The organism is Streptosporangium roseum DSM 43021 (assembly GCF_000024865.1).
Taxonomy (GTDB): domain Bacteria; phylum Actinomycetota; class Actinomycetes; order Streptosporangiales; family Streptosporangiaceae; genus Streptosporangium; species Streptosporangium roseum.
Map to the genome: position 1 here is coordinate 1,342,336 of NC_013595.1, position 24,503 is coordinate 1,366,838.

Consider the following 24,503-nt stretch of genomic DNA (forward strand, 5'->3'; position numbering starts at 1 on the left):
GGCAGGCCGGTGGCGTCGCGCCGGGGCGGTCCGGCGCCGGCCTGTCCGGGGGCGGCCGTCGGCTCCGGGAGGTTCGGGGGCGGCTGCCGAGTCCGGCCTGCCCGGGGCATGGCTGTCCGCCCCGGGGCTGCCGGGTGGGGAGGTTCCCTCCGGGCTGGTCAGGTGTTTTTGATGTCGCAGATGAGCGCGCCGGCGGTGACGCTCTGCCCGGCCGAGGCGGTCAGGTTCGTCACGGTGCCGCTCTGGTGGGCGGTCAGGGGTTGTTCCATCTTCATCGCCTCCAGCACCACGATCACATCGCCCGCGGTGACGGTGTCGCCGTCGGCGGCCACGACTTTCACGATCGTGCCCTGCATCGGGCTGATCAGGCTGTCGCCGCCGGTGGCGGTCTTCTTACCCGGTGCGGTTCGGCGTGGGCTCCGCCCGCCGGTGGTGGGGGTGGGGGTGGCGAAGCCGGCGGGCAGGACCACTTCCAGGCGTTTGCCGCCGACTTCGACGGTGAGGCGTTCGCGGCCGGTCGGTTCGGTGGTTTCGGTGGGGCCGTCGTAGGGGGCGATGGGGGTGGTGAACTCGGTTTCGATCCATCGGGTGTGGATGGTGAAGGGTTCGGCGGTGAAGGCTTGCTCTTCGACGATGGCGCGGTGGAAGTCCAGCACGGTGGGCATGCCGTCGATGGTGAACTCGGCCAGGGCGCGGCGGGCGCGGCGCAGGGCTTGGTGGCGGGTGGCGCCGGTGACGATGAGTTTGGCGATGAGGGAGTCGAAGGCGCCGGGGACGGTCATGCCGGCTTCGTAGCCGGCGTCCAGGCGGATGCCGGGGCCGGCGGGGGTGCGCATCGCGGTGATGGTGCCGGGGGCGGGCAGGAAGTCGCGGCCGGCGTCTTCGGCGTTGATGCGGAATTCGATGGCGTGGCCGCGTAGTGGGGGGTCGTCGTAGCCGAGGGGGTGGCCGTCGGCGATGCGGAGCATCTCGGCGACCAGGTCGATGCCGGTGACTTCTTCGGTGACGGGGTGTTCGACCTGTAGGCGGGTGTTGACTTCGAGGAAGGAGACGGTGCCGTCTTGGCCGATGAGGAATTCGCAGGTGCCGGCGCCGGTGTAGCCGGCTTCGCGCAGGATGGCTTTGGAGCTGTTACGCAGCAGCGTTTCCTGCTCGGCGGTCAGGAAGGGGGCGGGGGCTTCTTCGACGAGTTTTTGGTGGCGGCGTTGCAGGGAGCAGTCGCGGGTGGAGACGACGACGACGTGGCCGTGGGTGTCGGCCAGGCATTGGGTTTCCACGTGGCGGGGGCGGTCGAGGTAGCGTTCGACGAAGCATTCGCCGCGGCCGAAGGCGGCGGTGGCTTCGCGGACGGCGCTGTCGTAGGCGTGGGGGATGTCGGCGATGGTGCGGGCGACTTTGAGGCCGCGGCCGCCGCCGCCGTAGGCGGCTTTGATCGCGATGGGCAGGCCGTGTTGGTGGGCGAAGGCGATGGCTTGGTCGGCGTTGGTGACGGGGTCGGGGGTTCCGGCGACGAGGGGGGCGCCGACGCGGTGGGCGATGTGGCGGGCGGCGACTTTGTCGCCGAGGGCGGTGATCGCGGCTGGGGGTGGGCCGATCCAGGTGAGGCCGGCGTCGATGACGGCTTGGGCGAAGGTGGCGTTTTCGGCGAGGAAGCCGTAGCCGGGGTGGATGGCGTCGGCGCCGCTGGTGTGGGCGATGGTGAGGAGTTTGTCGATGGCGAGGTAGGTGTCGGCGGGGGTGGTGCCGGTCAGGGCGTGGGCTTCGTCGGCCAGGCGGACGTGCAGGGCGTCGAGGTCCTGGTCGGCGTAGACGGCGACGCTGGCCAGCCCGGCGTCCTTGCATGCGCGGGCGATCCGCACGGCGATCTCACCACGATTGGCGATCAAGACCTTCTGCACCGACGTCGTTCCCTTCTGTACAGAACAAATACGAACAGGGGGCTGGCGGGCCTTCAAGGGAGTGTAAGCGCCTCCTGATCGGAAGGCCCCGGTGGGTCCTACCTGCCGAGGTACGCGCCGCCGTTCACATGGACGACCTGACCGGTGATGTGCCGGGCCTCGGGGGAGGCGAGGAACCTCACCGTGGCCGCGACGTCGTCGGGCGTGCCGGGACGCCCGTTCCTGGTGCTCTCCACCCGGCGCCGCACCCCCTCCTCGGTGAGGCGGCCGCGGAAGAACTCGGTGTCCACGACCAGTCCGGGGGAGACCACGTTGGCGGTGACGCCGCGCGGGCCGAGCTCGGCGGCCAGGTCGGCGGTCCACGCCTCCACCGCGGCCTTGGCGGCGCCGTACGAGCCGGAGCCGGTGCCCCGGGCCGCGATCGAGCCGATCGTGACGATCCGGCCGCCGTCGGCCAGCCGGGGGGTCAGCGCGCTCGTGACCAGCACGGCCGACATCAGGTTGGCGTTGAGGTTGGCCCACCAGCTCTCGGCCACGTCCATCAGGTCGTCGCCGTCCGGTGCGCGGTCCAGGTTGGTGTTGCCGCCCGCGTTGTTGACCAGCACGTCCACCCGGTCCGGCAGCCGCTCCAGGGCCTCGCCCACCGCGACCGGGTTGGCCGCGTTGAACGCCACGTGGGACACGCCCAGCCTGTCGGCGGTCTCCTTGAGCACCTGCTCCCGCCGCCCGGTGATGGTAACCCGGTCCCCGTGAGCGGCGAACGCCGCCGCGACGGCGGCCCCGATCCCGGTGCCCCCGCCCGTCACCACAATCTCACGCATCGCCCTTAACTCCTTACCCGGCGAAAAATCAAGATGGAAAGGAACGTTAGCTCGTCCGAGTGCCCGGGAAGGTCCATAGCCGCTCGGCATAATGCCGGTATCACTGTGATCCACTCGCCTATCGTGATTTCGTTTGGTGAGCCCCCCGACACCGATCCCGAAGGAGACTGGCATGAGCCAGAACTTGCTCGGCGGCAATCCCGCGGAAATGCAGCAGATGGCCACCCAGTTCACCCAGCAGGCGGACCAGGTGAGGGCCACGATGGCAGCCCTCGACCGGGAGGCCGGCAAGGTCGGCACCGCCTGGACCGGCCCCGGAGCCCAGCGTTTCACCGAGGCCTGGCAGAACTACCGCGCGGCCTTCCAGCGTATGTCCGAGGAACTCGCGGAGGCTTCCCGGGTCATCAACACCTACCGCGGCAACATCGAGTCCGCCACGCGTTAGCCGGACCGCCGGAACGCCCCCGCCCACCACGGGCCGGGGCGTTTCTTCATGGGGAGATTCCTCAGGTGACGGCGGCCTGGACGGGGGTCACCGACCCCAGGGTGACCAGCAGGCCCCGGCCGGGCGGGCCGCCGACCGCGCCGCGGGGGAGCCGGATGGTGAAGAGGTCGCCGTCGGCGGGGCTCTGGACCGACAGCAGCAGTCCCGTGCGGGACTTGCGGGCCTCGGCGACGAAGCCGCGGTAGGCGGTCGTCAGGTCGCCGGTGGTGCCGCCGGCGATCAGGCCGTGCTCGCCGTCGCGGCCGGTCCGCAGGACCTGCTCCAGGGCGGCGCCGAGCGGGCTGTCGGCGGAGATCAGCTCGGCGTCGTCGACGATCACCACATAGCGCTCCTGCCCCGCCACGGCCTCGGTCAGATCGCCGTCCGCGCCGAGCACGCCCAGCACCCCCGGAGCGTCCACCAGAGTGCTGAGCGGGCTGCGCCGGGGGGTGACCAGGGCCACCGGCGTGCCCCGCGCCAGCAGGGACCGGGCGGCGGTCAGCAGGGCCGAGGAGCGGCCGGACCTGGACGGGCCCGCGACGACCGCGCCGGGCCCGTGGGCGAGCAGGTCGACGCCGAGCGGGGCCAGCGAGTCGCCTCCGGCGCCGAGCAGCGCCCACAGGGGTGAGGGGGGATCGAAGGACGGCGCCAGATCCAGGACCTGCGCCGCGGTGATCCGCATGGGCAGCGCGTCCACCCGCAGGGGCGGCTCGCAGTCCCAGCGCCACCCGCCGGGCTCCGGCTGCGCCGCGGTGCCGGCGAAGCGGGCGGGCACCGCGCGGGCCAGCGCCTGCAACGCGCCGACCTGGGCCGGTCCGGAGGGGTCGTCGCAGAGCAGGGCGATCTGGCTCTCCGCGATGCCGTGCTCGCCGGTGGCCAGGGCGCGGCCGGGGACGAGCGTGGCCGGCAGGTCCTTGACGGGCAGCCCGGCCAGGCCGTAGTCGGCCGGGTCGGCCAGCCGCAGGATCAGCCGGTCGTCGAAGACCGTGGAGATCTGCCCGATCAGCGCCGACCGGTCGCCGGTCACCACGACGCGCAGCCCGACCGCCGGGCCCTCCCGGAGCAGCTGCATCACCGACTCGACCAGCCGCCCGTAGTCGTAGCCCTCGAACGCGGCGACGAACCCCTCCCAGCGGTCGAGCATCAGCACCAGCCAGGGCAGCCGCTCCGTTCCGGCGACGGCGCGCAGCTCGGCCAGCGACGCGTATCCGGCCTCGGCGAGAAGCTGCTGGCGCCGCCCGACCTCCGCGCGCAGGCGGGTGAGCAGCCGCTCCACCCGGTCGAGCTGGTCGCGGGTCACCACCGCCCCGCAGTGCGGCATCGCCATCAGCGGCAGCAGCGCCCCCGAACCGCAGTCGATCGCGTGCACGTGCACGTCCTGCGGGGAGGCCCCCGCCGCGATCGCCCCCGCCAGGGTGCGCAGCGCGGTGGAGCGCCCGCTCCGCGAGGCGCCCGCCAGCAGCAGGTGCCCCCCGTGCGCGAGGTCCAGCGCCAGCGCCCGTCGGTCCTGCGCCCACGGCAGGTCCGTCACCCCGAACACCAGCGGCGGCACCTCCTCGATCCCGGCCCGGTACGGCGCCGCGCCGCCGGGGAGGTCGGACAGCCCGGGGGCGACCACGAGGTCGCCGAGCGGTGCGAGCCAGGGGCTGGGCTGCTGCGGCACTCCCGCGACGCGGGCGGCGTCGACCAGGGCGTCGGCGAGTATGGACAGGTCGGTGACCGGTGAGCCCTCGACGGCCGCCTCGGGCGCGGACAGGGGCTGCCCCAGGGCCTGCCAGCCGACCTCCGTCACCCGTGCCCTCACCTCGGCGGAGCCGCCGGGGCTCCGGCCGCCGATCCTGGCCGTCTGCACGGCCGTCGCCGCGCCCGCGCCCGACTTGACGTAGCAGCGGCCCGGGACGGACTTGGGGATGTGCGCGGCGTCCGCCCGGTCGATGACGTCGGCGGACTCGGAGGCCTCCGTGACCCGTAGCGCGATCCGCAGCGAGGTGTTCGCCTGGATGTCGGCGGTGACCACGCCGCCGGGCCGCTGGGTGGCCAGGATGAGGTGGATGCCGAGCGACCGGCCCCGCCTGGCGATGTCGACCAGCCCGGTCATGAAGTCGGGCAGCTCGCTGACCATGGCCGCGAACTCGTCGATGACCAGCACGAGCCGGGGCAGCGCGGCCGGCGGGCCGGTGCGCCCGCGCAGCGGCCTGGCCGGCGTCCTGCCGCCGGCGACGAGCAGGTCGCGGGAGGCGCGGGCCGTCTGCGCGTCGCGGAGCTCGTGGTAGTCCTCGATGTCCTTCGCCCCGGCGGCCAGCAGCAGCCGTTCCCGGCGGCGGATCTCGGCGGCCAGGGACGCCAGGGCCCGCTGGGTCAGGTGGCCGTCCAGGTCGCTGACCATGCCGACCGTGTGCGGGAGCCGTACGCACTCCTTGAAGGCGGCCCCGCCCTTGTAGTCGATCAGCACGAACGTCATCTCGTCGGGCCGGTTGGCCACCGCGAGCGAGCAGATCAGGGTCTGCAGCAGCTCGGACTTGCCCGCGCCCGTGGTGCCCGCGATGAGCGCGTGCGGGCCGTCCACGCGCAGGTCGACGGAGAACGGCCCGTCGGGGCCGACCCCGATCACGGCCTCGGTGCTCCGGCCCCAGCGGCCGGCCAGAGCCGTGCCCGACACCGAGGGCAGTGCCAGCAGGTCCAGCAGCCGCGCGGAGCCGGGCAGCGCCAGGCTCGCGTCGTCGCGGCTGACGTCGCGGATCGGGGCCAGGGAACGGGCGAGCCGGTCGCACCAGGAGGCCGAGACCTGGTCGGCCAGGATGTCGCCGAGGTCGTCCAGGCCGCCGCCGCGCAGCCGTACCAGGCCGTCCGCCGTCACGGCGGCGACGGTGGCGCACTCCTCGGGCAGCAGCCGCTGGTCGTCGTCGATGGCCAGGGTGTAGACACCGGCCCGGGGGCCCTGGCGGAGCACCTGCGGCATGCCGGGCAGCGCGCGCAGGACCTGGGCGCCGTCCAGGACGACCAGCACGTCGTAGGGGCGCTCGTCGTAGACCGGGGCGGCCTCCGGCGTCCCCGGGCCGCCGCCGAGGTCGCCCCAGCCGGCCGGGACGCGGCCGAGCTTGACCGACGGGCTCTCCTCCTCGCCGAGACGCTCGTCGATCAGCGTGGTCAGCTCGCTCACCCGGCGGGCCGCGGCCTCCGGGTCGGCGCCGACCAGCGCCACGCAGTCCTCGCCGCCGTGCGGGGCGCAGTGCGGCAGCCAGCGGACCCAGTTCCATCGCTCGCCCCCGTCGCCGTGCGCGGAGAGCACCACGATCGCCAGGTCACGCGGGCTGTGCAGGGCGGCGGCCTGACCGACCAGCCAGCGGGCCAGCCCGGCCGCGGGCCGCCGCGGCCCGGTCAGACCGGCGACGCCCAGGCGGCGCATGACCAGCGCCACCGGCACCGCGTGGCAGGTGGGAGGGGCGGGCAGCGGGGAGTCGAGCGGGGCGGAGCGCTCGGCGGCGAATTCCAGAGCGGCGGGGAGGTCGGCGAGGCCGACCCGGAGGCGGAGCGCGTCGGGGTCGTGGTCGCGGCGCTCCCAGAGCCGCCGCCGGGGGCCGGTCGCGGTGAGCAGCACCTCGGCGGGGTCGGGCGCGGCGGCCCGGCGCTCGGCCTCGTCGGCGGCGCGGGCCTCCTCCACGGCGGCCTCGAAGGCCTTCATCCGCTCCTTGTACTGCTTGACCTGCTGGCGGTACTTCTTGCGGCCGTGCCGCCGGTCGCTCCACCACTGACCGATCATGATCAGCGGGGTCATCAGCGCGAACAGCAGGAAATACCACGTCTTGAACGCCCAGGCCATGGCCAGTCCCAGCCCGGCGGGCAGGAAGGCGGTCAGCAGCTGCAGCCGCATGGTCTCGGCGCGTTTCGGCTCCGCCGGGACCTCGAACCGCCGCTCGCCGGTCCGGGGACGGAGCCGGGGCGGACGGTTGTAGGCGAGGCCCCCGTCGGGCTGGGCGTCCAGGTGCGCGTCGGGAGGCTCCACCGCCTTGAGGGTCAGCACGGTCGAGCCGCAGATCAGCAGGGCGTGCTCGGGCCACGGCGCCGCGCCGTCGAGGGGCTCGTGGTCCAGCAGCGCGACGGCTCCGGCCCCGGGCTCCACGGTGATGGCGTCGGGGGTGAGCCTGACCACGGCGGCCTCGGCGGACAGCCCGGGGTCGGCGACGGCCACCGCGCAGGCGGGGGCGGACCCGACGATGTGGACGCCCAGGCCGAGACGGTGCACGGACCCGGCGGCGGGCCCGCCGATCACCCGGACCTCCACGATGCCGCCGGGCTCCTCGGCCACCGTCGCCCCGGCCAGATCGCGGTCGAGGGTCACGAGGTCGCCGTCGCGGAGCAGGCCGAGCGCGGGGGCGCCGGGGTCGAGGGGCCGGCCGTCCCGCCAGAGCGTCGGGGGCTCGGCGCCGGGGGAGTCGTGGTCCAGCCCGTAGGGGGCCTTGCTGCGTGTCAGCCGCACCACGTTGGTCGGACGCTCGCCGCCCTGCCCGGCCAGCGACTCGGCGAGCCGGGCCACCGTGGTCGTCTCGTCGCCCTCGACCACGACATCGCGGTCGGCGTGCTCGCTGAGCACGGTGAGCATGATCCGCATCGCCGCTCTCCTCGGGTCGGCCCCCGGTCCAAGGTACAGAGTGGCGACGGCCCGGGAGGAGCTGTTTGCGGCAATGCCGTGGGGCACGGCCCGGTATGTGGAAAACGTGCTGGCCTGTGGACAACTGTCGGGCGGTGTTGACCGGCTATGCCGTTCTTAATGGGCTTTTGTGGATTTTGCAGTGGGGAGAGGCTGGGGATTCTCCGTACGGAGCTGTGGAAAACTCAGCCGGAACCTGTGGGATCCCGCCGGGCCCGGGTCCTGGCGTGGAGCTCGCCGGTCTTCTCCTCCAGCAGCCCGGCGTACGCGCTGACCTCGGAGGTGACCTCGGCCAGCCCGGTCGCCGCGCGGTGCAGGCCTTCGACGACCCTTCCCGTCGCCGGGGCGCCCGCGACGCGTTCGACTCCGCGGTGGCGCAGCCGCCCGATCGCCGCCCGGAGAAGCCGGATACGTCCCGAGCCCGGTGTGCCGCGCCTGAACCAGTTGGCCATGGCGTAAGGATGGCACATTTTGAACGGGTTCAGGGTGACGGGAAGCGCACGGTCATCCGGCCGCGGAGTGAAGGGGCGGAGCTTTCGCCGGAATGCCGGTGTAAATACTGGGGTGGTTGTTGCGAGGGTTAATCCAGATCCTTATCACCCAGATAAGTCATCTGTCACCTAGCCAAACCGTCAGTTTCTTCCAGATCGGCGTTGACAGACCCGTTCCTATCAAACGAGCATGGGTCCTGGCTTTTGTCCGGCAGTTCATCGGCATGGTGCGCATAATGGCGTAAATTCGACCAGTAGTCCCCCTATTTGTGATCACTCTGGGAGTCCCCCTGCCCATGAGGACCAGTGAGAAGCCAACGAACCGTCCCGGGGTGAACGCCGAGCGGCAGAGCCCGGCGGGCGCCCTTTCCGGACCGGCGTCGCGCAAGCTCCCCGTTCCCCCGCGCGAGCGCAGACCCGCGCTCGCGGCCCTCGCCCTGCTGCTCATCCTGGGCGGCGCGCTCGCCACCACCCTGCTGGTCCTGCGCAGCGGAGACCGGGTCACCGCGATCCAGATCGTCCAGCAGGTCGGCACCGGCCAGCGCATCCCCCAGACCGCGATGCGGGAGGTCCAGATCGCCGACACCGGCATCGACTACGTGGCCTACGCCGACCGGGTCCGCGTCTCCGAGAACTACGCCCGCGTCACCCTGCTGCCCGGCACCCTGCTGACCGGGAAGATGGTCGTCTCGTCGAGCGCGGAGCTGGGACCGGGCAAGGCGCAGGTGGGCCTGGCCCTCAAACCTGGCCAGCTCCCCTCGACCCTGCTGCAGGGCGACCGGGTCCAGGTCATCCATGTGTCGGGCCGCGGCGAGGGAGCCGGCACCCAGAGCCGCGTCCTCGCGCAGGCGGCGCTCGTCCACAGCGTCGGCGCCGCCGGCAGGAACGGCGTGTCCGGCCAGGTGACGATCATCGTGGACGCCACGGTGTCCCCGACGATCGCCGCCTACGCCTCCAACGGCGAGATCGCCCTGGCCGAGCTGCCGGGAGCGCGCTGACGTGGCCCTCATCGTGCTGGCCGCGGACAAGGGAGCACCGGGCGTGACCACGGCGGCCACCGCCCTCGGCGCGGTCTGGCCGCGCCCGGTGCTGCTCGCCGAGTGCGACCCCGCCGGAGGGGACCTCGCCTACCGCCTCCCCGCCGCCGACGGCGGCGTGCTCAACCCCGGCCGGGGCCTGCTCACCCTGGGCGCCATGGCCCGCCGCGGCCTGCAGCCCGACCAGATCCACGAGCACACCCAGAAGATCGTCGGCGGCCTGGACGTCCTGGCCGGGCTGACCCACGGCGAGCAGGCCGCCGGGCTGACCTGGCTCTGGGGCCCGCTCGGCCGGGCGCTGGCCGCGATGCCCCACGCCGACGTGCTGGCCGACTGCGGGCGCCTCGGCGGCCACCCCGAGACGGCCGAGCTGGCGGCCGAGGCCGCGATGGTGGTGCTGTTCACCAGGGCGAGCCTGGACCACGTCGCCCACCTGCGCGAACGCCTCCAGGTGATGCCCCGTGACCCGCAGATCGGAGTGGTGGTGATCGCCGACCCCCGGCAATACCGCACGACGATCGACGAGGTCCGCCGGATCGTCACCGCCACCGGCAGGGAGGTCGCCTTCGTCAGCGGGCTCGCCCACGACCCCAAGGGCGCGGAGCTGCTGCGCGGCCAGTGGGGCGGGCGCCTGGACCGCTCCCTGCTGATCCGCACCGCCCGGGAGCTCGCCGGGCGCCTGGCCTCCCAGGTCCGTGCCCCGGAGCCGGCCGCATGACCGTCGACCACACGCTGGTGAAGCGTTTCCGGCAGGAGGTCGGCGACCGGCTGGCCCACCAGCGCCGCCTGGACCAGGCCAGCGGCCTGGTGCCGATGACCGGCGAGGACGAGCGCCAGTTCGCCCGCGCGCTGATCGCCCAGGTCCTGGAGGAGTTCGCGCGCGGCGAGATCGGTGTCGGCAGGACCCCGCCCACGGCCGAGGAGGAGGAGGCGCTCGCCGCCGGGATCCACGCCGCGCTGTTCGGCGTCGGCCGCCTGCAGCCGCTGCTGGACGACCCCGAGGTCGAGAACATCGACATCAACGGCTGCGACCGGGTCTTCGTCGGCTACGCCGACGGCCAGGAGATCATGCGCGAGCCGGTGGCCGAGTCGGACGACGAGCTGGTCGAGCTGATCCAGATCCTCGCCGCCTACAGCGGCCTGTCCAGCAGGGCGTTCGACACCGCCAACCCCCAGCTCGACCTGCGCCTGCCGGACGGCTCCCGGCTCTCGGCGGTGATGGACGTGACGGTCCGCCCGTCGATCTCCATCCGCCGCTCCCGGCTGGGCAAGGTCTTCCTGAGCGACCTCGTGGGAAACGGCACGCTCACCCCGGAACTGGGCCGTTTCCTCTCGGCCGCCGTGGCGGCCAGGAAGAACATCATGATCTCCGGCTCCACCAACGCCGGGAAGACGACCCTGCTGCGCGCGCTGGCCAACGAGATCCCGGCGGCCGAGCGGCTGATCACCGTGGAACGCGCGCTGGAGCTCGGCCTCGACCAGTTCTCCGAGCTCCACCCCAACGTGGTGGCCTTCGAGCAGCGGCTGCCCAACTCCGAGGGCCAGGGTGAGATCACCATGGCGGAGCTGGTCCGCCGCTCGCTGCGGATGAACCCGTCCCGGGTGATCGTCGGAGAGGTGCTCGGCGACGAGATCGTCACGATGCTCAATGCGATGACCCAGGGCAACGACGGCTCGCTGTCCACCATCCACGCCAACTCCTCGATGGAGGTCTTCAACCGCATCGCCACCTACGCGCTCCAGGCCGCCGAACGCCTGCCGATCGAGGCGACCCACATGCTCATCGCGGGCGCGATCGACTTCGTGGTCTTCATCGAGAAGCGCAACGACTACGCCTCCGGTGGGAGGCTGCGCCGCTTCGTGTCGAGCGTGCGCGAGGTGGCCGGGGTGGACGGCAGGGTGCTGTCCTCGGAGGTGTTCGCCCTGTCCCCCGACGGCCGGGTGCTGCCGCACGCCCCCCTGTCCTGCCTGGAGGAGCTCGCCCACTACGGCTACGACCCGGGAGGCTGGGCATGATCTCCGTCCCGGCGGGGCAGCCCGCCCGCCACCGGGGAGGCCGGCAGTGATCCCGGTGCCCCCCGGGCTGCTCGACCCGCTGGCGCTGCTGGCCGGGGCGGCGGTCGGCGCGGGGCTGTTCCTGTTCGGCCTCGCCCTGTACGGCACGCGCCCGCGGCCGTCCACGCCGGGGAAGAAGGCCGGCAGGCGCGAGCTCATCAGGGCCCTGTCCACCCGCTCCGCCGTGGGCGCCATCGCCGGCGTGCTCGTGCTCGTGGTGACCGGCTGGCCGGTCATGGCCGTGGGAGCGGTGCTCCTCGCGCTGGGCTGGCGGGGGCTGTCCGGCGGCGCGGCCGAGGAGCGCACCGCGATGCGGAGGCTGGAGGGGCTGGCCGCCTGGACCGAGTCGCTCCGCGACACCATCGCCGGAGCCGCCGGCCTGGAGCAGGCCATCCCCTCCTCGATCCGGGCCGCGGCCCCCATGCTCCGCCCGCACCTGCGCGCCCTGGTGGACCGCCTGCACACCCGGATGCCGCTGCCCGACGCGCTCCGGCTGTTCGCCGACGAGCTCGACGACCCCTCGGCCGACCTGGTCGTGGCCGCGCTGATCCTCAACTCCAAGCTGCGCGGCCCCGGCCTGCGCGACGTGCTCGGCGCGCTCGCCGTCTCGGCCCGGGAGGAGCTCGACATGCGCCGCCGGGTCGAGGCCGAGCGCCGCTCCACCCGGCGCAGCGTGCAGATCGTGGTCGGTACGGCCGTCGCCTTCGCCGTCGCGCTGGTGGTGTTCAACCCCTCCTACGTCGAGGAGTACGACAACACCCTCGGCCAGGCCGTGCTCGTGGTGGTCGCCGGGTTCTTCGGCGCCGGCTTCGCCTGGATGCGCCGCCTGGCCCACTTCGACAAGCCCGCCCGTCTGCTCGGGCTGCCCTCGGGAGGAGAGGTGCGCGATGACTGAGCCGCTGCTCGTGGGATCGGTGCTCGGACTGGGCCTCTTCCTGCTCATACGGGCGCTGTTCCCCGCCCGGCCGGGTCTGGTGACGCGGCTGCTGGCGCTGGACGCCGCCCGGGAGGGCACGACCGTCCCGCGCATGCAGCTCGTCCTGCCGGACGAGGAGGTCAGCGCCTTCCGGCGGAACCTGGGCGTACGGCTGGCGCGCTTCTACGCGGCCCGTGGGTGGGAGGCCCGCTCGGCCAAGGCGGACCTGGCGCTGCTCGGCAAGTCGTTCGAGGGGTTCCTGGCCACCAAGATGCTGCTGGCGGTGTCCGGGCTGCTGGCGTTCCCGCTGCTGCTCGGCTGGCTGGTGGTGATGGGGTGGGGCGTCTCGCCCACCATCCCGCTGTGGGTCGCCCTCGCCGCCGCCGGAGTCTTCTTCATCCTGCCCGACCTGCAGATCAAACGGGACGCGGCCCGGATGCGCCGTGACTTCCGGCACGTCGTCGGGGCCTTCCTGGACCTGGTCGCGATGAACCTGGCGGGCGGGCGCGGCGTGCCCGAGGCGCTGATGATGGCGGTCTCGGTGGGCAGTCCGGGCGCCGACGACGAGGGGGCCAACTGGGCGATGAACCGGATCCGCGAGGCGCTCGGCAACGCCAGGATCGTCGGCATCACCCCCTGGCAGGCCCTCGGGCAGCTCGGCGACGAGATCAACGTCGACGAGCTGCGCGACCTGTCCGCCGCGCTCGGGCTGGTCGCCGACGACGGCGCCAAGGTCCGCGCGTCCCTGACCGCCCGCGCCGCGACCCTGCGGCGTCGTGAGCTCGCCGAGGTGGAGGGGCAGGCGGGTGAGCGGTCCCAGTCGATGCTCGTCGCCCAGCTCCTGCTCTGCGCGGGCTTCGTGATCTTCCTGAGTTTTCCGGCCGCTATGAAGATGTTGGGGTCCTGACCATGCTGAACCATCCGTGGATCGTCTACACGACCGCCTTCCTGAGCGTGCGGATCGACAGGGCGCGCAACGCCCCGACCCGGGGGGCCTCGGCCGTCGAGTGGGTCATCATCACCGCCATCATCGCCGGGGTCGCCCTGGGGCTCGCCACGCTCATCCAGACCCTGGTCACGCAGAAGCAGGACGACATCTCCACCCAGTTCGGCAACAGCGGCGGCGGGGGCGGGGGCGGCGGAGGGGACCAGGGTGGCGGGGAGCCGTGACCGGGAGCGGGGCGCCGCCGTCATCGAACTCGCGATGATCATGCCGGTGGTGCTGGCCGTCATCCTGCTCGTCGTGCAGTTCGCCCTGTGGTTCCACGGTCGCCAGGTGGCCGACGCCGCCGCCCGGGAAGGGGCCCGCCTCGCCCGGGTCGACACCGACTCGTGGGAGAGCGACGCCAAGGAGCGGGCCGACGAGGTGCTCAAGGCCGTCGGCCCGAAGCTTCTCGACGGCGCCACCGTCACGGCATGGCAGGAGGGCGACCAGCGAGGCGTCGAGATCACCGCCACGGCGGTCCAGGTCGTCCCGCTGCTGCCGTCCATGACGTTCACCATCACCTCGCGCTTCGGCGGCCCTGTCGAGTGCTTCCGCCCCGACGACGGGAGTGAGGGATGCCCGTGATCTTCCCGGCCCCGTCCCGCCCGGGACGCGGACGCGAACTTCGGCATGACCGTCGACGCGGTCGCGGGTGCGCGCGGTGCGGCGGCGAGCGCGAGCCCGGTGGCGGGTGCGCGCGGCATGGCGGTGCACCCGGGCGCGGCGGTGGGAGGAGCGGCGGCGAGCGCGGGTCGCTGACGGCCGAGACGGTGCTGCTGGCCCCGGTCTTCCTGCTGTTCATGCTCTTCCTGGTCGGCGCGGGAAGGGTGGTGGAGGCCCAGGGCGAGGTCAACGGCGCGGCCAGGGACGCGGCCAGGGCGGCCTCGGTCGAGCGCACCCTGTCCGACGCCGAGGACGCCGCCGACAAGGCCGCCAAGGAGTCGCTGTCGGGTGAGTGCGAGCCCGAGGTGAGCCTGGCCGGCACCGAATGGAAGGAGGGCGCGCTGGTCAGGGTCGAGGTGACCTGCTCGCTGGACCTGGACTTCCTCGGTTTCGGCGCCGCCAAGGAGATGAAGGGCGACTCGGTGGTCCCGCTGGAGCAGTTCCGGAGGGTCGAATGAGCCCTTCCGGCGGGGAGGCGACCTCGCGGGTCCGCCGTGGCTCCGCGGCCCGGGAGCGGGGGTCGATGTCGGTCTTCACGGTGATCTTCTCGGTGGCGGTCTTCCTGCTGGCCGGGCTCCTGGTCGACGGCGGGGCCGCCATCAACTCCCGCCTGCGGGCCGCCGACATCGCCGAGCAGGCGGCCCGGGCGGCCGCCGACCAGATCGACGTCGAACACCTCCGCTCCACCGGCCAGGCCCGCCTGATGGAGGAGGGCACGATCTGCGCCAAGGCCGAGGAGGTCGTCTCCGCCCACGCCACCGACGACGTCCAGCTCGCCGAGTGCACGGCCGGCGGCGGACAGGCCGAGGTCACCGTGCGGGTCTCGGTGTCGTGGGAGGCCTTCTTCCTGGCCGCCTTCGGCTTCCCCGGCTCCGAGATGGAGGCCGAGGCCACCGCCGGTCCTGACACGGGGGAGGACGTCTGATGGCCCGGTACGGCCGGGCGGTCCCGGCAGGCGGGAGGGGCCGCGCCGAATGTCCTAGACCAATTGCCGCGAACCACTGGCTGAGCGGGTGACGGACGACGAATCTGAACGAGGAGGGAGACGCATGCCCACGCGACAGCCCATGCGCATCAGGCCCAGGCGCACCGCGGGTGACCTGTTCGCCGGACTCGGCGCGCTGGTCGTGCTGGCCGCGCTCCTCGGCGGGGTCCCCTACGCCCTGCTCAGGCTGGCCGGGCCGCCGCTCCCGCCCGAGCTGCTCGACATCGATCTGCTGACCAGCCCGGTCGGCACGGGCACGATCGTGGCGATCCTCGTGCTGCTGGTCTGGCTGGCGTGGCTGCAGCTGACCGTCTGCGTGATCGTCGAGGTCTACGCCGGGCTGCGGCGGGTCGGCATGCCGGCCAGGGTCCCGCTCTCCGGGGGCACCCAGGTCCTGGCCAACCGGCTGGTCTCGGCCGTGCTGGTGCTGTTCACCATGTCGGCGGTGGTCGTGCCGATCGCGAAGGCGGGGGGCACGCCGGCCGCCGGTCCCGCCGTCGCCTCCGTCGCGCTGTCCGCGCCGGTCGCCGAGGAGCGGGCGCCACTGGTGCCGGTGGAGAAGGCCAAGAAGGTCTACGTGGTGCAGCCGCCGCACGGGCGGCACCACGAGAGCCTGTGGGAGATCGCGGAGAAGTGCCTCGGCGACGGGCGGCGCTATCCGGAGATCTACCGGCTCAACCAGCACAAGGAGCAGCCCGACGGCAGCCGTCTCCACATGGCCGACCTGATCAGGCCCGGCTGGGTGCTGGACATGCCGGCCGACGCCAGGAACATCCACCTCGTCCCGGCCGCCCAGCCCCGCGACGCGACCCTCAAGGAGCACCCCGACAGGCCGGCGGAGCTCGACGGCCGCACCCGGACCTTCACCCCGGGCCGCGCGGATCTCCCGGTGGAGTCCCGCCCGGAGGTCTCCCGGCCCTCGGACACCTCCGTCGTCCCCGGCGACGGGAGGACCGGCCCCGCCGAGACGCGCAGGGCCCCCTCGGACACCTCCCGGCGGTCCCCGCAGGAGACCGCCACCGCGCGGGAGCCCCGCGCGGCCGACGACTCCGGCCGCACCGGGCGGCAGACCTCGGAGGGCGGCACCGGGCGCGACCCGTCCGTGGCCGCCGACCCCGGCGGCAGGGCCGGCCAGGCCGGGCAGGACTCCGGGCTGGAGATGCTCGACTACCTGGCGGTGGCCTCGCTGGCGGCGGCCGGGCTGCTGGCGGCGCTCGGCCGCCGGCGCAGGCGGCAGCTGTGGTACCGGGCGTTCGGGCACCGGATCGCCCGGCCGAGGGGCGACGCGGCCCAGGCCGAGCTCGCGCTCCGGCTGGGCGCCGACGCGCCGGGAAGCCGGATGCTGGACATCGGGCTGCGGCTCCTGGGCAGGTCCCTCGCGGCCCGGGACCGCGTCCCGCCCACGATCTACGCCGCGCACCTGTCCCCGCACACCCTCGACCTGTGGATCCACCCGCCCGACCTCGACGCCCCCGCGCCCTGGGCCGCCCACGACGGCGGCCAGGTGTGGCGGCTGCCGGCCCACGAGGGCCGGATGCTCGACGAGCAGGCGCTCGCCGGCGCGCCCGCGCCGTACCCGGGCCTGGTCTCGCTGGGGTCCAACGGTGAGGGCCGGGTGCTCGTCGACCTGGAGGCGGCCCACGGGCTGATCAGCCTCAAGGGCCCCCAGAGCACCGCCGCCCTCGCCGCGCTCGCGGTGGAGCTGGCCACCAACCGCTGGTCGGACCGGATGCTCGTCACGCTCGTCGGTTTCGGGGAGGAGCTCGCCGTGATCGCCCCCGACCGCATCCGCTGCGTGGGCGGCCTCGCCGAGATCCTGCCCGAGCTGGAGGCCACGGCCGAGGAGCGCGGCGCCGGCGGCGAGGTGCTCACCGGCCGGATCCACGGCCGCGCCGCCGACCCGATCTGGCCGCCGCACTACGTGCTGTCCGCGGTGGTCCCGAGCGCGGAGGAGGGCCGCCGTCTGGCGGTGCTCGCCAGGAAGGGCGTCCGTACGGCCGCCGGCTACGTCGTGGCGGGTGACGTCCCGCACGCCACCTGGAACTGGGAGATCACCGAGGACGGCCGGGCCACGGTGGACGCGCTCGGGTTCGAGGTGGCCGCGCAGCTCCTGCCCCGCCGCCACTACCGGGCCCTGATCGACCTGTTCCACACGGCCGGGCGGCTCGACGGGGAGCTTCTGCCCGACGAGCGGGAGCCGGTCCCGCAGACGCCCTCGATCGAGGTGCGGGTCCTCGGCCCGGTCGAGATCACCGGCCCGCCGCCGATGGAGGAGGGCCGGGCCGTGCTCGCCGTCGAGCTCGTCGTCTACCTGGCGACCCACCCGGGAGGCGTCCACCCGGTCGTGCTCGGCGGAATCCTCTGGCCGAGGGGCGTGCAGTCGGTGGTCCGGGACGCCACGATCGCCCGGGTCGTCGACTGGCTGGGCGTCGACAGCGCCGGGCGGCCCAACCTCTACGCCGACGAGTCGGGGCGGCTCCGTCTCGGGCCCGAGGTGCGGACCGACTGGATGCTCTTCCGCGAGTTCGTCCGCCGGTCGCACGCGGACCCCGCCGTGCGCACCGTACTCCTGGAGAGGGCCCTGAACCTGGTGCGCGGCCCGCTGTTGAACGGACGTCCGCGCGGCCGGTACTCCTGGCTGGCCGCCGACGACCTGGAGTACGACGTGACCGCCGGTGTCGCGGACGCCGCCCACCGGCTCTGCGAGATGCGGCTGGCGAACGGCGAGGCCGCCCAGGCCGTCGCGGCGGCGCGGGCCGGGCTGCTGCTGGCCGCCGACGACGAGGCGCTCTGGCGGGACCTGCTGCGGGCCACCCATCTGACCGGGGACCCGGGCCGCCTGCGAGCCGTGGCCGACGCCCTGAACCGGCGGGCCGGCTCCCACCCCGACGGCGGCGGGATGGCGCCGGAGACGGAGGCGCTCATCGACGAGCTGCTGCCCTCGTGGCGGATGCGTTCGGCGCCGTCGGCATGACCGGGCCGGAGGTCCGGCGCCCGTGGCCGGTGCCGTGGCGGGAGAGAGGGAGGCATGAAGCCGTGCAGGTCCGTGCATACCGGTGGTTCCGTACGGCGGGCGGGCGTGTGGCGATCGCGCTGACCCTGCTGGTGCCGGTGGGCTGCTCCGCGCCGGCGCCCCGGCCGTTCGTCCCCTCCGACCTCCCGGCCGGCGATCCGAGCGCGTCGAGGCGGGCCGCGATCGCTCCGGCGGAGCCGGAAGGCCCGAGGGTGGAGACGGTCGAGGTCGCGCCCGGCGTCCGGGTGGTGGTCGAGTGGCCCGCCGTGGCCGACCAGGACACCACCGGGATGATCGATGCCCTCCGCGACTACCGCGCCGGGTCGTTCAAGGCGGTCGTCACCGGGGGCCAGGACACCGCCTATCTGAAGACGGTCCAGGACGTCGCGAGTTCGGACGCCTACCGGTGGGTCAGGGAGTTCCTGGAGCAGCGCCGGTCGGTGCGCGGGACCTCCCGGCTGTACGCGTTGAACGTCGTCTCGGTCACCGGGCGCGGGGCACAGCTCAACGGATGCATCGACGAGACGGGGATGCGGCTGCTGGACTCGGAGACCGGGAAGGCGGTCCGCAGGCAGCCCGGCTGGACCAGAAAGCCCTTCCTCCAGGTCGCCGGGCTACGGCGGGGCGACGACGGGGTCTGGCGGATCAAGGTGCTCCGGCACGCCGAACTTCCCAGTGAGGCCGCGAAGGGATGTCTTCGATGATCATGAATGTGGTTGTTGCGGGGCTGATGCTGTTCTCCTCGGCGGATCCGGGCGGCGGTGGCGGGGACGTCGAAGTCCGGACCAGCCAGGAGAAGAACAGCGTCGGGGTCACCCTGAAGAACTCCCGGATCGTCCTCAGCGGGAACGGTCGCGGGGGTAAGAGCGACGGCTACCGCCTCAAGCGTCCCTGCTGGTACGAACCGGCCCAGAACGCCGAGGAAATGCTGGACTTCCAGCGGTGGGTGACGCGCGTCGACCTGTATGACCCGAAGACCCGCGCGGAGAACCTCAAGAAGTTCCAGGAGAAACTCGGCGAGGAGGGGCGCTGGTGGACGATCGCCCACAACTCATCCGATCCCAATGGTCTGAGCTGCCAGCTGGCGACGGACAGCTACGTGTTCGTGCCGCCCAACACGACCCCGCCCGGCGGGATCACCCTCCAGGAACTCATCGACATCGCCCGCGCCGCGCTCACCGTGCCCGAGCCGAAGGTCATGCTCAACCCCGACGCCAGGAGCTACGTCAACCTGCCGACCTGGGTCTGGCTGGACGGTGTCGGCGAGACCACCCGGTCGGTGACCGCGACGCTGCCCGGCGTCATGAGCGCGACCGTGACCGCCGACCTGAAGAACATAGAGATCGACCCGGGGACGAAAGAGGACCGCGCCGAGGTCAAGGAGGAATGCGGTCCGACGGGCAGGCCGTACGCCAAGGGCGGGGAGTTCACCTGCGGCGTCCGGTATCTGCGTGCCTCGGCGGACCAGCCGCGCGACGTCTACACCCTGACCGTCACCTCCGTCTGGGAGGTCGGGGTGCAGGCCGCCGTGGTGCCCTTCGCCTACGACCCGATCCAGGTCAGCGCCACTCGCGACGTCGAGGTGGGCGAGGTGCAGAGCACCGTCAGGGGCTCCGGCTGAGCGGCCGGCGGAGTGGGAATCCCCCGCCTCCCGGCGGGGGAGGACCTCAGAGCACGCTGGTCTGGGCGAGGGCCTTCTCGTGGGTGAGCAGCCACTGCTTGACCGGCGTGCCGTAGTAGTAGCCGCCGAAGCCGCCGGCGGAGGGCAGGATGCGGTGGCACGGGACGAACGGCGCGATCAGGTTCTGCGCGCACGCCGCGCCCGCCGCCCTGGCAGCCGTTCTCGGCAGCCCCGCACGCTCGGCCAGCTCGGCGTAGCCGATCGTGGTCCCCGCCGGGACCTCCCGCAGGGCCGTCAGGAGCCGCTGCCGCGTGGGCGTGCCCGGCTGGGTCAGCGCGACGCTGTCGAGGGCCGTCAGCTCCCCGTCCAGATAGTCCCGTACGGCCTGCGCCGGGTGGCCCAGGTCCTCCACCCGGCGCAGGCCGTACGCCTGGAGGCGGGACGGGAGCCGCAGGAACATCTGGTGCGGGTCGGCGGTGAAACCCGCGGCGACGACGACCCCCTCGTGTGAGAGCAGCGTCAGCGGGCCGGTGGGCGTGGGGAGGACCTGTGCCTCGATCACTGTGAACTCCATAGGTGCAGCGCGGCGTAGGCCCGCCAGGGCCGCCACCGCTCGATGTGGTCGTCGGGGATGCCCAGGCACGCCATGGCCCGCCGCAGCACGAGGTCTCCCGCGGGCCATGCGTCCGGGTCGCGCAGCGCCCGCAGCGCGATGTAGCTGGCCGTCCACGGCCCGATGCCCGGCACCTCCAGCAGCCGGGCCACGGCCTCTCCGGGTTCCTGCGCCCCGTCCAGGTCGATCTCGCGGTCCGCCGCCTTCGCGGCGAGCGCCTTCAGCGTGACCACCCTCCGCCCGGTCAGCCCGAGCCCGTCGAGGTCGGCTTCCAGGAGCTCCCCGGGGGTGGGGAACAGGTGGGTGAACCCCTCCGCCTCGACGGGGCGGCCGGCGCGGTTCACGATGCGGCCGAGGATGGTGCGGGCGCCGGCGACGGAGATCTGCTGGCCGACCACGGCGCGGACGGCCACCTCGAAGCCGTCCCACGCGCCGGGGACCCGCAGGCCGGGGCGGGCGGCGACGAGGGGGGCCAGGGAGGTCTCCCCGAGGGCCTGCGCGATGGCCTCGGGGTCGGCGTCGAGGTCGAGGAGGCGGCGGCAACGGGCGACGACGCGGGCCAGGTGGCGGGTGTCGTCGAGGCTCACCTCCAGCCGGACGTCGCCGGGTCCCGGCGTGAGGGTGACCGTGCCGCCCGGGACGGCCCGGCTGTAACCCGTCTCGTCGACGCGCTCCAGCCCGGGGATCGCCCGCCCCTGCAGGAACCGCAGCAGCGTCCGCGCCTCGTACGGCTCGCGCCGGTGCAGCCGGAGCGTCAGCGAGTTGTCGGTGACGGCCCGTCCCGCGGTGGCCCGCAGCTCGCCGGGGGTGAAGCCGTAGGTCTCCTTCATGGTCGCGTTGAACTGCCGCACGCTCCCGAACCCCGACGCGAACGCCACGTCGGTGATCGACAGCCCGGTCTCGGTCAACAGCTGCTTGGCCAGCAGCAGCCGCTTGGTCCTGGCCACGGCGAGCGGGCCGACGCCGATCTCGGCGGTGAACAGCCGGTGCAGGTGCCGCTCGGTGATGTGCAGCCGCCCGGCCAGCCTCGTCATCCCGCCGTCGTCGGCCACGCCCTCGTCGATCAGCCGGAGCGCCCGGCCGATCAGTTCGCCGCGGTGGTCCCAGCCGGGGTCTCCGGGGCTGAGCTCCGGCCGGCACCGCTTGCAGGGCCGGAAACCGGCCGCCTCGGCGGAGGCCGCGTGCCGGTAGAAGCGCACGTTGCGGGAGGCGGGCGTGCGCGCCGGGCAGATGGGACGGCAGTAGATGTGCGTGGAGGTGACCGCTGTGTAGAACCGCCCGTCGAACCGGGCGTCCCTGGCGCTCACCGCGCGGTAACAGGAATCGAAGTCAAGCTCTTTCACGGACACATCAACGACGTTATCCGCAGCGCAGAGCGTACGACTGGCGGGAATCGGACGTGATCGTCAGGCGGCCGTCACTTGGAGGAGACGCCGACCCCGATCTCGAACTCCCGGTAGACGCGGGCCCAGAAGCCGTCACGGAGCCAGACGCGGGCCTCGGGATAGGGGCGCAGGGAGTGGCCGAGCTCCTTCTCCGCCTCGATCAGCAGCTCGGTGTCGATGACCGTGGGGAGGATCGGGCCGGGGAGCAGGTCGCGGATGTTGTCGCGGCCGCGGGTGAGGATCCACTTCTGGGCCACGTGCTCGCCGACCTCCTCCACCCTCGGGCGGCTGGGGCCGAGCTTGGTGATCTGGCCGACCGGGGCCTTGGGTTTGATCGCGGCCGGGGTGCGGGCGGCGAAGACCTGGGCGGGGGAGGGCGCGGCCGGGGCGGCCGGGACGGGGACGGGGGCGCGGCTGAAGTAGGAGCGGAGGAAGTCGGCGCTGATGATCTCGACGGTGTCGGACTCCCAGACGAGGCGCTCGGCCTGGTTGGTGCCGTAGGGCGGTTCGACGCCCCACAGGTGGATCCGCACGCCGTAGGCCTGGGCGGCCTCGACGGCCGGGACCATGTCCTCGTCCCCGGCGAGCAGGATCGTGTCGCTCACCGCGTGGTGCCTGGCCAGTGCTTCCAGGTCGCTCCTGATCTGCGCGTCCACGCCCTTCTGCTGGCCCCGGGCGTTGAGGTTGCCCAGGCGCACCTTCACCCAGGGGAGCTGGGCGATGACGCGCTGGTCCACGGTCGGCACGCGGTCACGGGCGGCGTCGTACCAGTAGATCCTCAGCAGCTCGCCGTGAATGCGGGTTTCCGCGTGTTTCTGCAGTGCCTGGATCAGCTCGTCGGCCGAGACGCGGTATTCCTTGCGTTCTTTGGCACCAAGAAGCACTTCCCCCGCTGCCGCGTACAGATACCCCACGTCCACCAAGACTGCGTACTTCGCGGCAACGGGATGGGAGGTGAGGTCCAGGATGGTCATGTCGTCCTCCAGGCCTCGGAACTAGCTGATCGGCTGACTATATGCGCCCATTTCTTAGATAGTCCCAACTCTCGCGCAACTTGACACCCTGTTCTTCGGATCTATCTCGGCAGGGCGCTCGATCTCCATGCGCCTTGTCCAACCGGGAGAGGTTTTCGCATGCGATGTGCGGGATTACGCCATATTTCTGGTTTCCGTACGGCTTTCGCCGCCGGAGCGGTCCGCGACGCGAGCGCGACCACCAGAGCGGCGATCTCCTCCTGGGTCGCGTCGCCGTGAACGATCTTCAGGTGCGTCATAGCGGGATGTTCCCATGCTTCTTCGGGGGCAGGGTCGCGCGCTTGTTGCGCAGGGCACGCAGCGCCCTGACGATCCGCACGCGGGTCTCGGAGGGACGGATCACCGCATCCACATACCCGCGTTCGGCGGCGAGATACGGGTTGGCGAGAGCGTCCTCGTATTCGGTGACGAGCCGGGCCCGCTCGGTGTCGGGGTCGTCGGCCGAGGTGAGCTCGCGCCGGTAGAGGACGTTGACCGCGCCCTGCGCACCCATCACCGCGATCTGCGCGGTCGGCCAGGCCAGGTTGACGTCCGCGCCCAGATGCTTGGAGCCCATGACGTCGTAGGCGCCGCCGTACGCCTTGCGGGTGATCACCGTGACCAGTGGCACGGTCGCCTCCGCGTAGGCGTAGAGCAGCTTGGCGCCGCGGCGGATGATCCCGTTCCATTCCTGGTCGGTGCCCGGTAGGAATCCGGGCACATCCACAAATGTCAGGACCGGAATGTTAAACGCATCGCATGTTCGGACGAATCTCGCCGCTTTCTCCGAGGCCGCGATGTCCAGGGTGCCCGCGAAACTCATCGGCTGGTTGGCCACGATCCCCACCGAGCGTCCTTCGACCCTGCCGAAGCCAACGACGATGTTGGGCGCGAATTGCGCGTGCACCTCAAGGAATTCACCGTCGTCGACGACATGCTCGATGACCGTGTGCATGTCGTACGGCTGGTTCGCCGAATCCGGGATCAGCGTGTCGAGCTCGCGGTCCTCGCCGGTGGTCTCCAGGACCGGGGCGACGTCGAGGGCCGGAGCCTCGTCCAGGTTGTTGGACGGCAGATAGGACAGCAGCGCCCTGGCGAACTCCAGGCAGTCGGCCTCGTCGGCGGCCTCGTAGTGCGCGACGCCCGACCTGGAGTTGTGGGTGTGCGCGCCGCCGAGCTCCTCGAACGTCACCTCCTCGCCGGTGACCGTCTTGATGACGTCGGGGCCGGTGATGAACATGTGCGACTTCTCCGACACCATCAGCACGAAGTCGGTGAGCGCGGGGGAGTAGACCGCGCCGCCCGCGCACGGACCCATGACCAGTGAGATCTGCGGGATCACCCCGGAGGCGTGCACGTTCCGCTTGAAGATCTCGGCGTACAGGCCCAGGGAGACGACGCCCTCCTGGATGCGCGCCCCGCCGGAGTCGTTGATGCCGATCACCGGGCAGCCGGTCTTCAGCGCGTGGTCCATGACCTTGACGATCTTCTCGCCGAAGACCTCGCCCAGCGATCCGCCGAACACCGTGAAATCCTGGGCGAACACCGCCACAGGCCGGTCGTCCACCGTGCCGTAGCCGGTCACCACGCCGTCGCCGTAGGGGCGCTCGCGCTCCAGGCCGAAGCTCGTGGACCGGTGCCTGGCCAGCTCGTCGAACTCCACGAAGCTGCCGTCGTCCAGCAGCTCCAGGACCCGCTCCCGGGCGGTCATCTTGCCCCTGGCGTGCTGCTTCTCCACCGCGCGCGCGGAACCGGCGTGGGCCGCCTCGTCCAGGCGGCGCTCCAGATCGGCGAGTTTGCCCGCCGTGGTGTGAATGTCAATCCCGGCGGCTACCGGCTCAGCGCTCATCGGGCCCTTCCACTCCTGTCCGCTCC

General features: G+C 72.8%; 22 protein-coding genes. 13 read left to right on the plus strand and 9 right to left on the minus strand.

Features of this window, described 5'->3' with window-relative positions:
- Window positions 1–158 precede the first annotated feature (158 nt).
- Complete coding sequence (locus SROS_RS06240) at window positions 159–1,898, minus strand: acetyl/propionyl/methylcrotonyl-CoA carboxylase subunit alpha (RefSeq protein ID WP_012888042.1); 1,740 nt, start codon at window positions 1,896–1,898, stop codon at window positions 159–161.
- 98 nt (window positions 1,899–1,996) lie between these two features.
- Window positions 1,997–2,719 carry an SDR family NAD(P)-dependent oxidoreductase gene (locus SROS_RS06245; RefSeq protein ID WP_012888043.1) on the minus strand — a complete coding sequence of 241 codons (723 nt, stop codon included), beginning with the start codon at window positions 2,717–2,719 and terminating at the stop codon, window positions 1,997–1,999.
- A gap of 172 nt (window positions 2,720–2,891) precedes the next feature.
- Between SROS_RS06245 and SROS_RS06250 the strand changes: the two genes are divergently transcribed.
- Window positions 2,892–3,164 carry a WXG100 family type VII secretion target gene (locus SROS_RS06250; protein ID WP_012888044.1) on the plus strand — a complete coding sequence of 91 codons (273 nt, stop codon included), beginning with the start codon at window positions 2,892–2,894 and terminating at the stop codon, window positions 3,162–3,164.
- A 61-nt stretch (window positions 3,165–3,225) separates the two neighbouring features.
- Here SROS_RS06250 and SROS_RS06255 read toward each other — a convergent pair whose 3' ends face one another.
- Window positions 3,226–7,812 carry a type VII secretion EssC family protein gene (locus SROS_RS06255; RefSeq protein ID WP_012888045.1) on the minus strand — a complete coding sequence of 1,529 codons (4,587 nt, stop codon included), beginning with the start codon at window positions 7,810–7,812 and terminating at the stop codon, window positions 3,226–3,228.
- Between the two features lie 224 nt (window positions 7,813–8,036).
- Window positions 8,037–8,303 (minus strand): hypothetical protein, encoded by a 267-nt coding sequence (locus SROS_RS06260; protein ID WP_043651469.1) that lies wholly within the window; start codon window positions 8,301–8,303, stop codon window positions 8,037–8,039.
- A 371-nt stretch (window positions 8,304–8,674) separates the two neighbouring features.
- Here SROS_RS06260 and SROS_RS06265 point away from each other — a divergent pair, with 371 nt between their 5' ends.
- The 12 genes from SROS_RS06265 to SROS_RS06320 all read left to right on the plus strand — a co-directional run bounded on the left by SROS_RS06265 (window position 8,675) and on the right by SROS_RS06320 (window position 19,617).
- Entirely contained in the window at window positions 8,675–9,340 is a 666-nt protein-coding gene (locus tag SROS_RS06265; RefSeq protein ID WP_242676477.1) for a hypothetical protein, read from the plus strand.
- Between the two features lies 1 nt (window position 9,341).
- Entirely contained in the window at window positions 9,342–10,097 is a 756-nt protein-coding gene (locus tag SROS_RS06270; RefSeq protein ID WP_012888048.1) for a hypothetical protein, read from the plus strand.
- Window positions 10,094–11,395, plus strand: coding sequence for a TadA family conjugal transfer-associated ATPase (locus SROS_RS06275; RefSeq protein WP_012888049.1), 1,302 nt, complete (start codon window positions 10,094–10,096; stop codon window positions 11,393–11,395). Before SROS_RS06270 ends, SROS_RS06275 begins: the two co-directional genes overlap by 4 nt.
- Window positions 11,396–11,441: 46 nt before the next feature.
- Window positions 11,442–12,329, plus strand: coding sequence for a type II secretion system F family protein (locus tag SROS_RS06280; protein WP_012888050.1), 888 nt, complete (start codon window positions 11,442–11,444; stop codon window positions 12,327–12,329).
- Entirely contained in the window at window positions 12,322–13,257 is a 936-nt protein-coding gene (locus SROS_RS06285; protein ID WP_012888051.1) for a type II secretion system F family protein, read from the plus strand. The genes SROS_RS06280 and SROS_RS06285 overlap by 8 nt, the downstream gene beginning before the upstream one ends.
- A 2-nt stretch (window positions 13,258–13,259) precedes the next feature.
- Complete coding sequence (locus SROS_RS06290; RefSeq protein WP_012888052.1) at window positions 13,260–13,520, plus strand: Flp family type IVb pilin; 261 nt, start codon at window positions 13,260–13,262, stop codon at window positions 13,518–13,520.
- A complete protein-coding gene (locus SROS_RS06295; RefSeq protein ID WP_012888053.1) occupies window positions 13,504–13,920 on the plus strand; it encodes a TadE/TadG family type IV pilus assembly protein in 417 nt (138 codons plus the stop codon). The genes SROS_RS06290 and SROS_RS06295 overlap by 17 nt, the downstream gene beginning before the upstream one ends.
- On the plus strand, window positions 13,911–14,456 hold the full coding sequence (locus SROS_RS53750; RefSeq protein WP_081453043.1) for a TadE/TadG family type IV pilus assembly protein: 546 nt from the start codon (window positions 13,911–13,913) through the stop codon (window positions 14,454–14,456). Before SROS_RS06295 ends, SROS_RS53750 begins: the two co-directional genes overlap by 10 nt.
- Complete coding sequence (locus SROS_RS06305) at window positions 14,453–14,923, plus strand: pilus assembly protein TadG-related protein (protein WP_012888055.1); 471 nt, start codon at window positions 14,453–14,455, stop codon at window positions 14,921–14,923. The genes SROS_RS53750 and SROS_RS06305 overlap by 4 nt, the downstream gene beginning before the upstream one ends.
- A 124-nt stretch (window positions 14,924–15,047) precedes the next feature.
- Window positions 15,048–17,957 (plus strand): AfsR/SARP family transcriptional regulator, encoded by a 2,910-nt coding sequence (locus SROS_RS06310; RefSeq protein ID WP_012888056.1) that lies wholly within the window; start codon window positions 15,048–15,050, stop codon window positions 17,955–17,957.
- A 62-nt stretch (window positions 17,958–18,019) separates the two neighbouring features.
- A complete protein-coding gene (locus SROS_RS06315; protein ID WP_012888057.1) occupies window positions 18,020–18,700 on the plus strand; it encodes a hypothetical protein in 681 nt (226 codons plus the stop codon).
- A gap of 2 nt (window positions 18,701–18,702) precedes the next feature.
- The gene (locus SROS_RS06320) at window positions 18,703–19,617 is read left to right on the plus strand and encodes a hypothetical protein (RefSeq protein ID WP_245564572.1); all 915 of its coding nucleotides are present in this window, start codon (window positions 18,703–18,705) and stop codon (window positions 19,615–19,617) included.
- 46 nt (window positions 19,618–19,663) lie between these two features.
- Here SROS_RS06320 and SROS_RS06325 read toward each other — a convergent pair whose 3' ends face one another.
- The 5 genes from SROS_RS06325 to SROS_RS06340 form a co-directional block, all read right to left on the minus strand.
- Window positions 19,664–20,179, minus strand: a complete 516-nt coding sequence (locus SROS_RS06325) for a methylated-DNA--[protein]-cysteine S-methyltransferase (protein ID WP_012888059.1) — start codon at window positions 20,177–20,179, stop codon at window positions 19,664–19,666.
- A complete protein-coding gene (locus tag SROS_RS06330) occupies window positions 20,176–21,579 on the minus strand; it encodes an AlkA N-terminal domain-containing protein (RefSeq protein WP_012888060.1) in 1,404 nt (467 codons plus the stop codon). Before SROS_RS06330 ends, SROS_RS06325 begins: the two co-directional genes overlap by 4 nt.
- A gap of 68 nt (window positions 21,580–21,647) precedes the next feature.
- On the minus strand, window positions 21,648–22,589 hold the full coding sequence (locus SROS_RS06335) for an NYN domain-containing protein (RefSeq protein WP_012888061.1): 942 nt from the start codon (window positions 22,587–22,589) through the stop codon (window positions 21,648–21,650).
- Window positions 22,590–22,690: 101 nt separating this feature from the next.
- Window positions 22,691–22,888, minus strand: coding sequence for an acyl-CoA carboxylase subunit epsilon (locus SROS_RS47220; protein WP_081453044.1), 198 nt, complete (start codon window positions 22,886–22,888; stop codon window positions 22,691–22,693).
- Window positions 22,885–24,477 (minus strand): acyl-CoA carboxylase subunit beta, encoded by a 1,593-nt coding sequence (locus tag SROS_RS06340; RefSeq protein ID WP_012888062.1) that lies wholly within the window; start codon window positions 24,475–24,477, stop codon window positions 22,885–22,887. Before SROS_RS06340 ends, SROS_RS47220 begins: the two co-directional genes overlap by 4 nt.
- Window positions 24,478–24,503: the final 26 nt, after the last annotated feature.

Excerpts from the sequence above, each read along its gene's own strand:
- SROS_RS06245 (WP_012888043.1), bottom strand. The coding sequence starts at position 2,719 with ATGCGTGAGATTGTGGTGACGGGCGGGGGCACCGGGATCGGGGCCGCC.
- SROS_RS06250 (WP_012888044.1), top strand. The coding sequence starts at position 2,892 with ATGAGCCAGAACTTGCTCGGCGGCAATCCCGCGGAAATGCAGCAGATG.
- SROS_RS06255 (WP_012888045.1), bottom strand. The coding sequence starts at position 7,812 with ATGCGGATCATGCTCACCGTGCTCAGCGAGCACGCCGACCGCGATGTC.
- SROS_RS06260 (WP_043651469.1), bottom strand. The coding sequence starts at position 8,303 with ATGGCCAACTGGTTCAGGCGCGGCACACCGGGCTCGGGACGTATCCGG.
- SROS_RS06275 (WP_012888049.1), top strand. The coding sequence starts at position 10,094 with ATGACCGTCGACCACACGCTGGTGAAGCGTTTCCGGCAGGAGGTCGGC.
- SROS_RS06285 (WP_012888051.1), top strand. The coding sequence starts at position 12,322 with ATGACTGAGCCGCTGCTCGTGGGATCGGTGCTCGGACTGGGCCTCTTC.
- SROS_RS06290 (WP_012888052.1), top strand. The coding sequence starts at position 13,260 with ATGCTGAACCATCCGTGGATCGTCTACACGACCGCCTTCCTGAGCGTG.
- SROS_RS53750 (WP_081453043.1), top strand. The coding sequence starts at position 13,911 with ATGCCCGTGATCTTCCCGGCCCCGTCCCGCCCGGGACGCGGACGCGAA.
- SROS_RS06305 (WP_012888055.1), top strand. The coding sequence starts at position 14,453 with ATGAGCCCTTCCGGCGGGGAGGCGACCTCGCGGGTCCGCCGTGGCTCC.
- SROS_RS06310 (WP_012888056.1), top strand. The coding sequence starts at position 15,048 with ATGCCCACGCGACAGCCCATGCGCATCAGGCCCAGGCGCACCGCGGGT.
- SROS_RS06320 (WP_245564572.1), top strand. The coding sequence starts at position 18,703 with ATGAATGTGGTTGTTGCGGGGCTGATGCTGTTCTCCTCGGCGGATCCG.
- SROS_RS06335 (WP_012888061.1), bottom strand. The coding sequence starts at position 22,589 with ATGACCATCCTGGACCTCACCTCCCATCCCGTTGCCGCGAAGTACGCA.
- SROS_RS47220 (WP_081453044.1), bottom strand. The coding sequence starts at position 22,888 with ATGACGCACCTGAAGATCGTTCACGGCGACGCGACCCAGGAGGAGATC.
- SROS_RS06340 (WP_012888062.1), bottom strand. The coding sequence starts at position 24,477 with ATGAGCGCTGAGCCGGTAGCCGCCGGGATTGACATTCACACCACGGCG.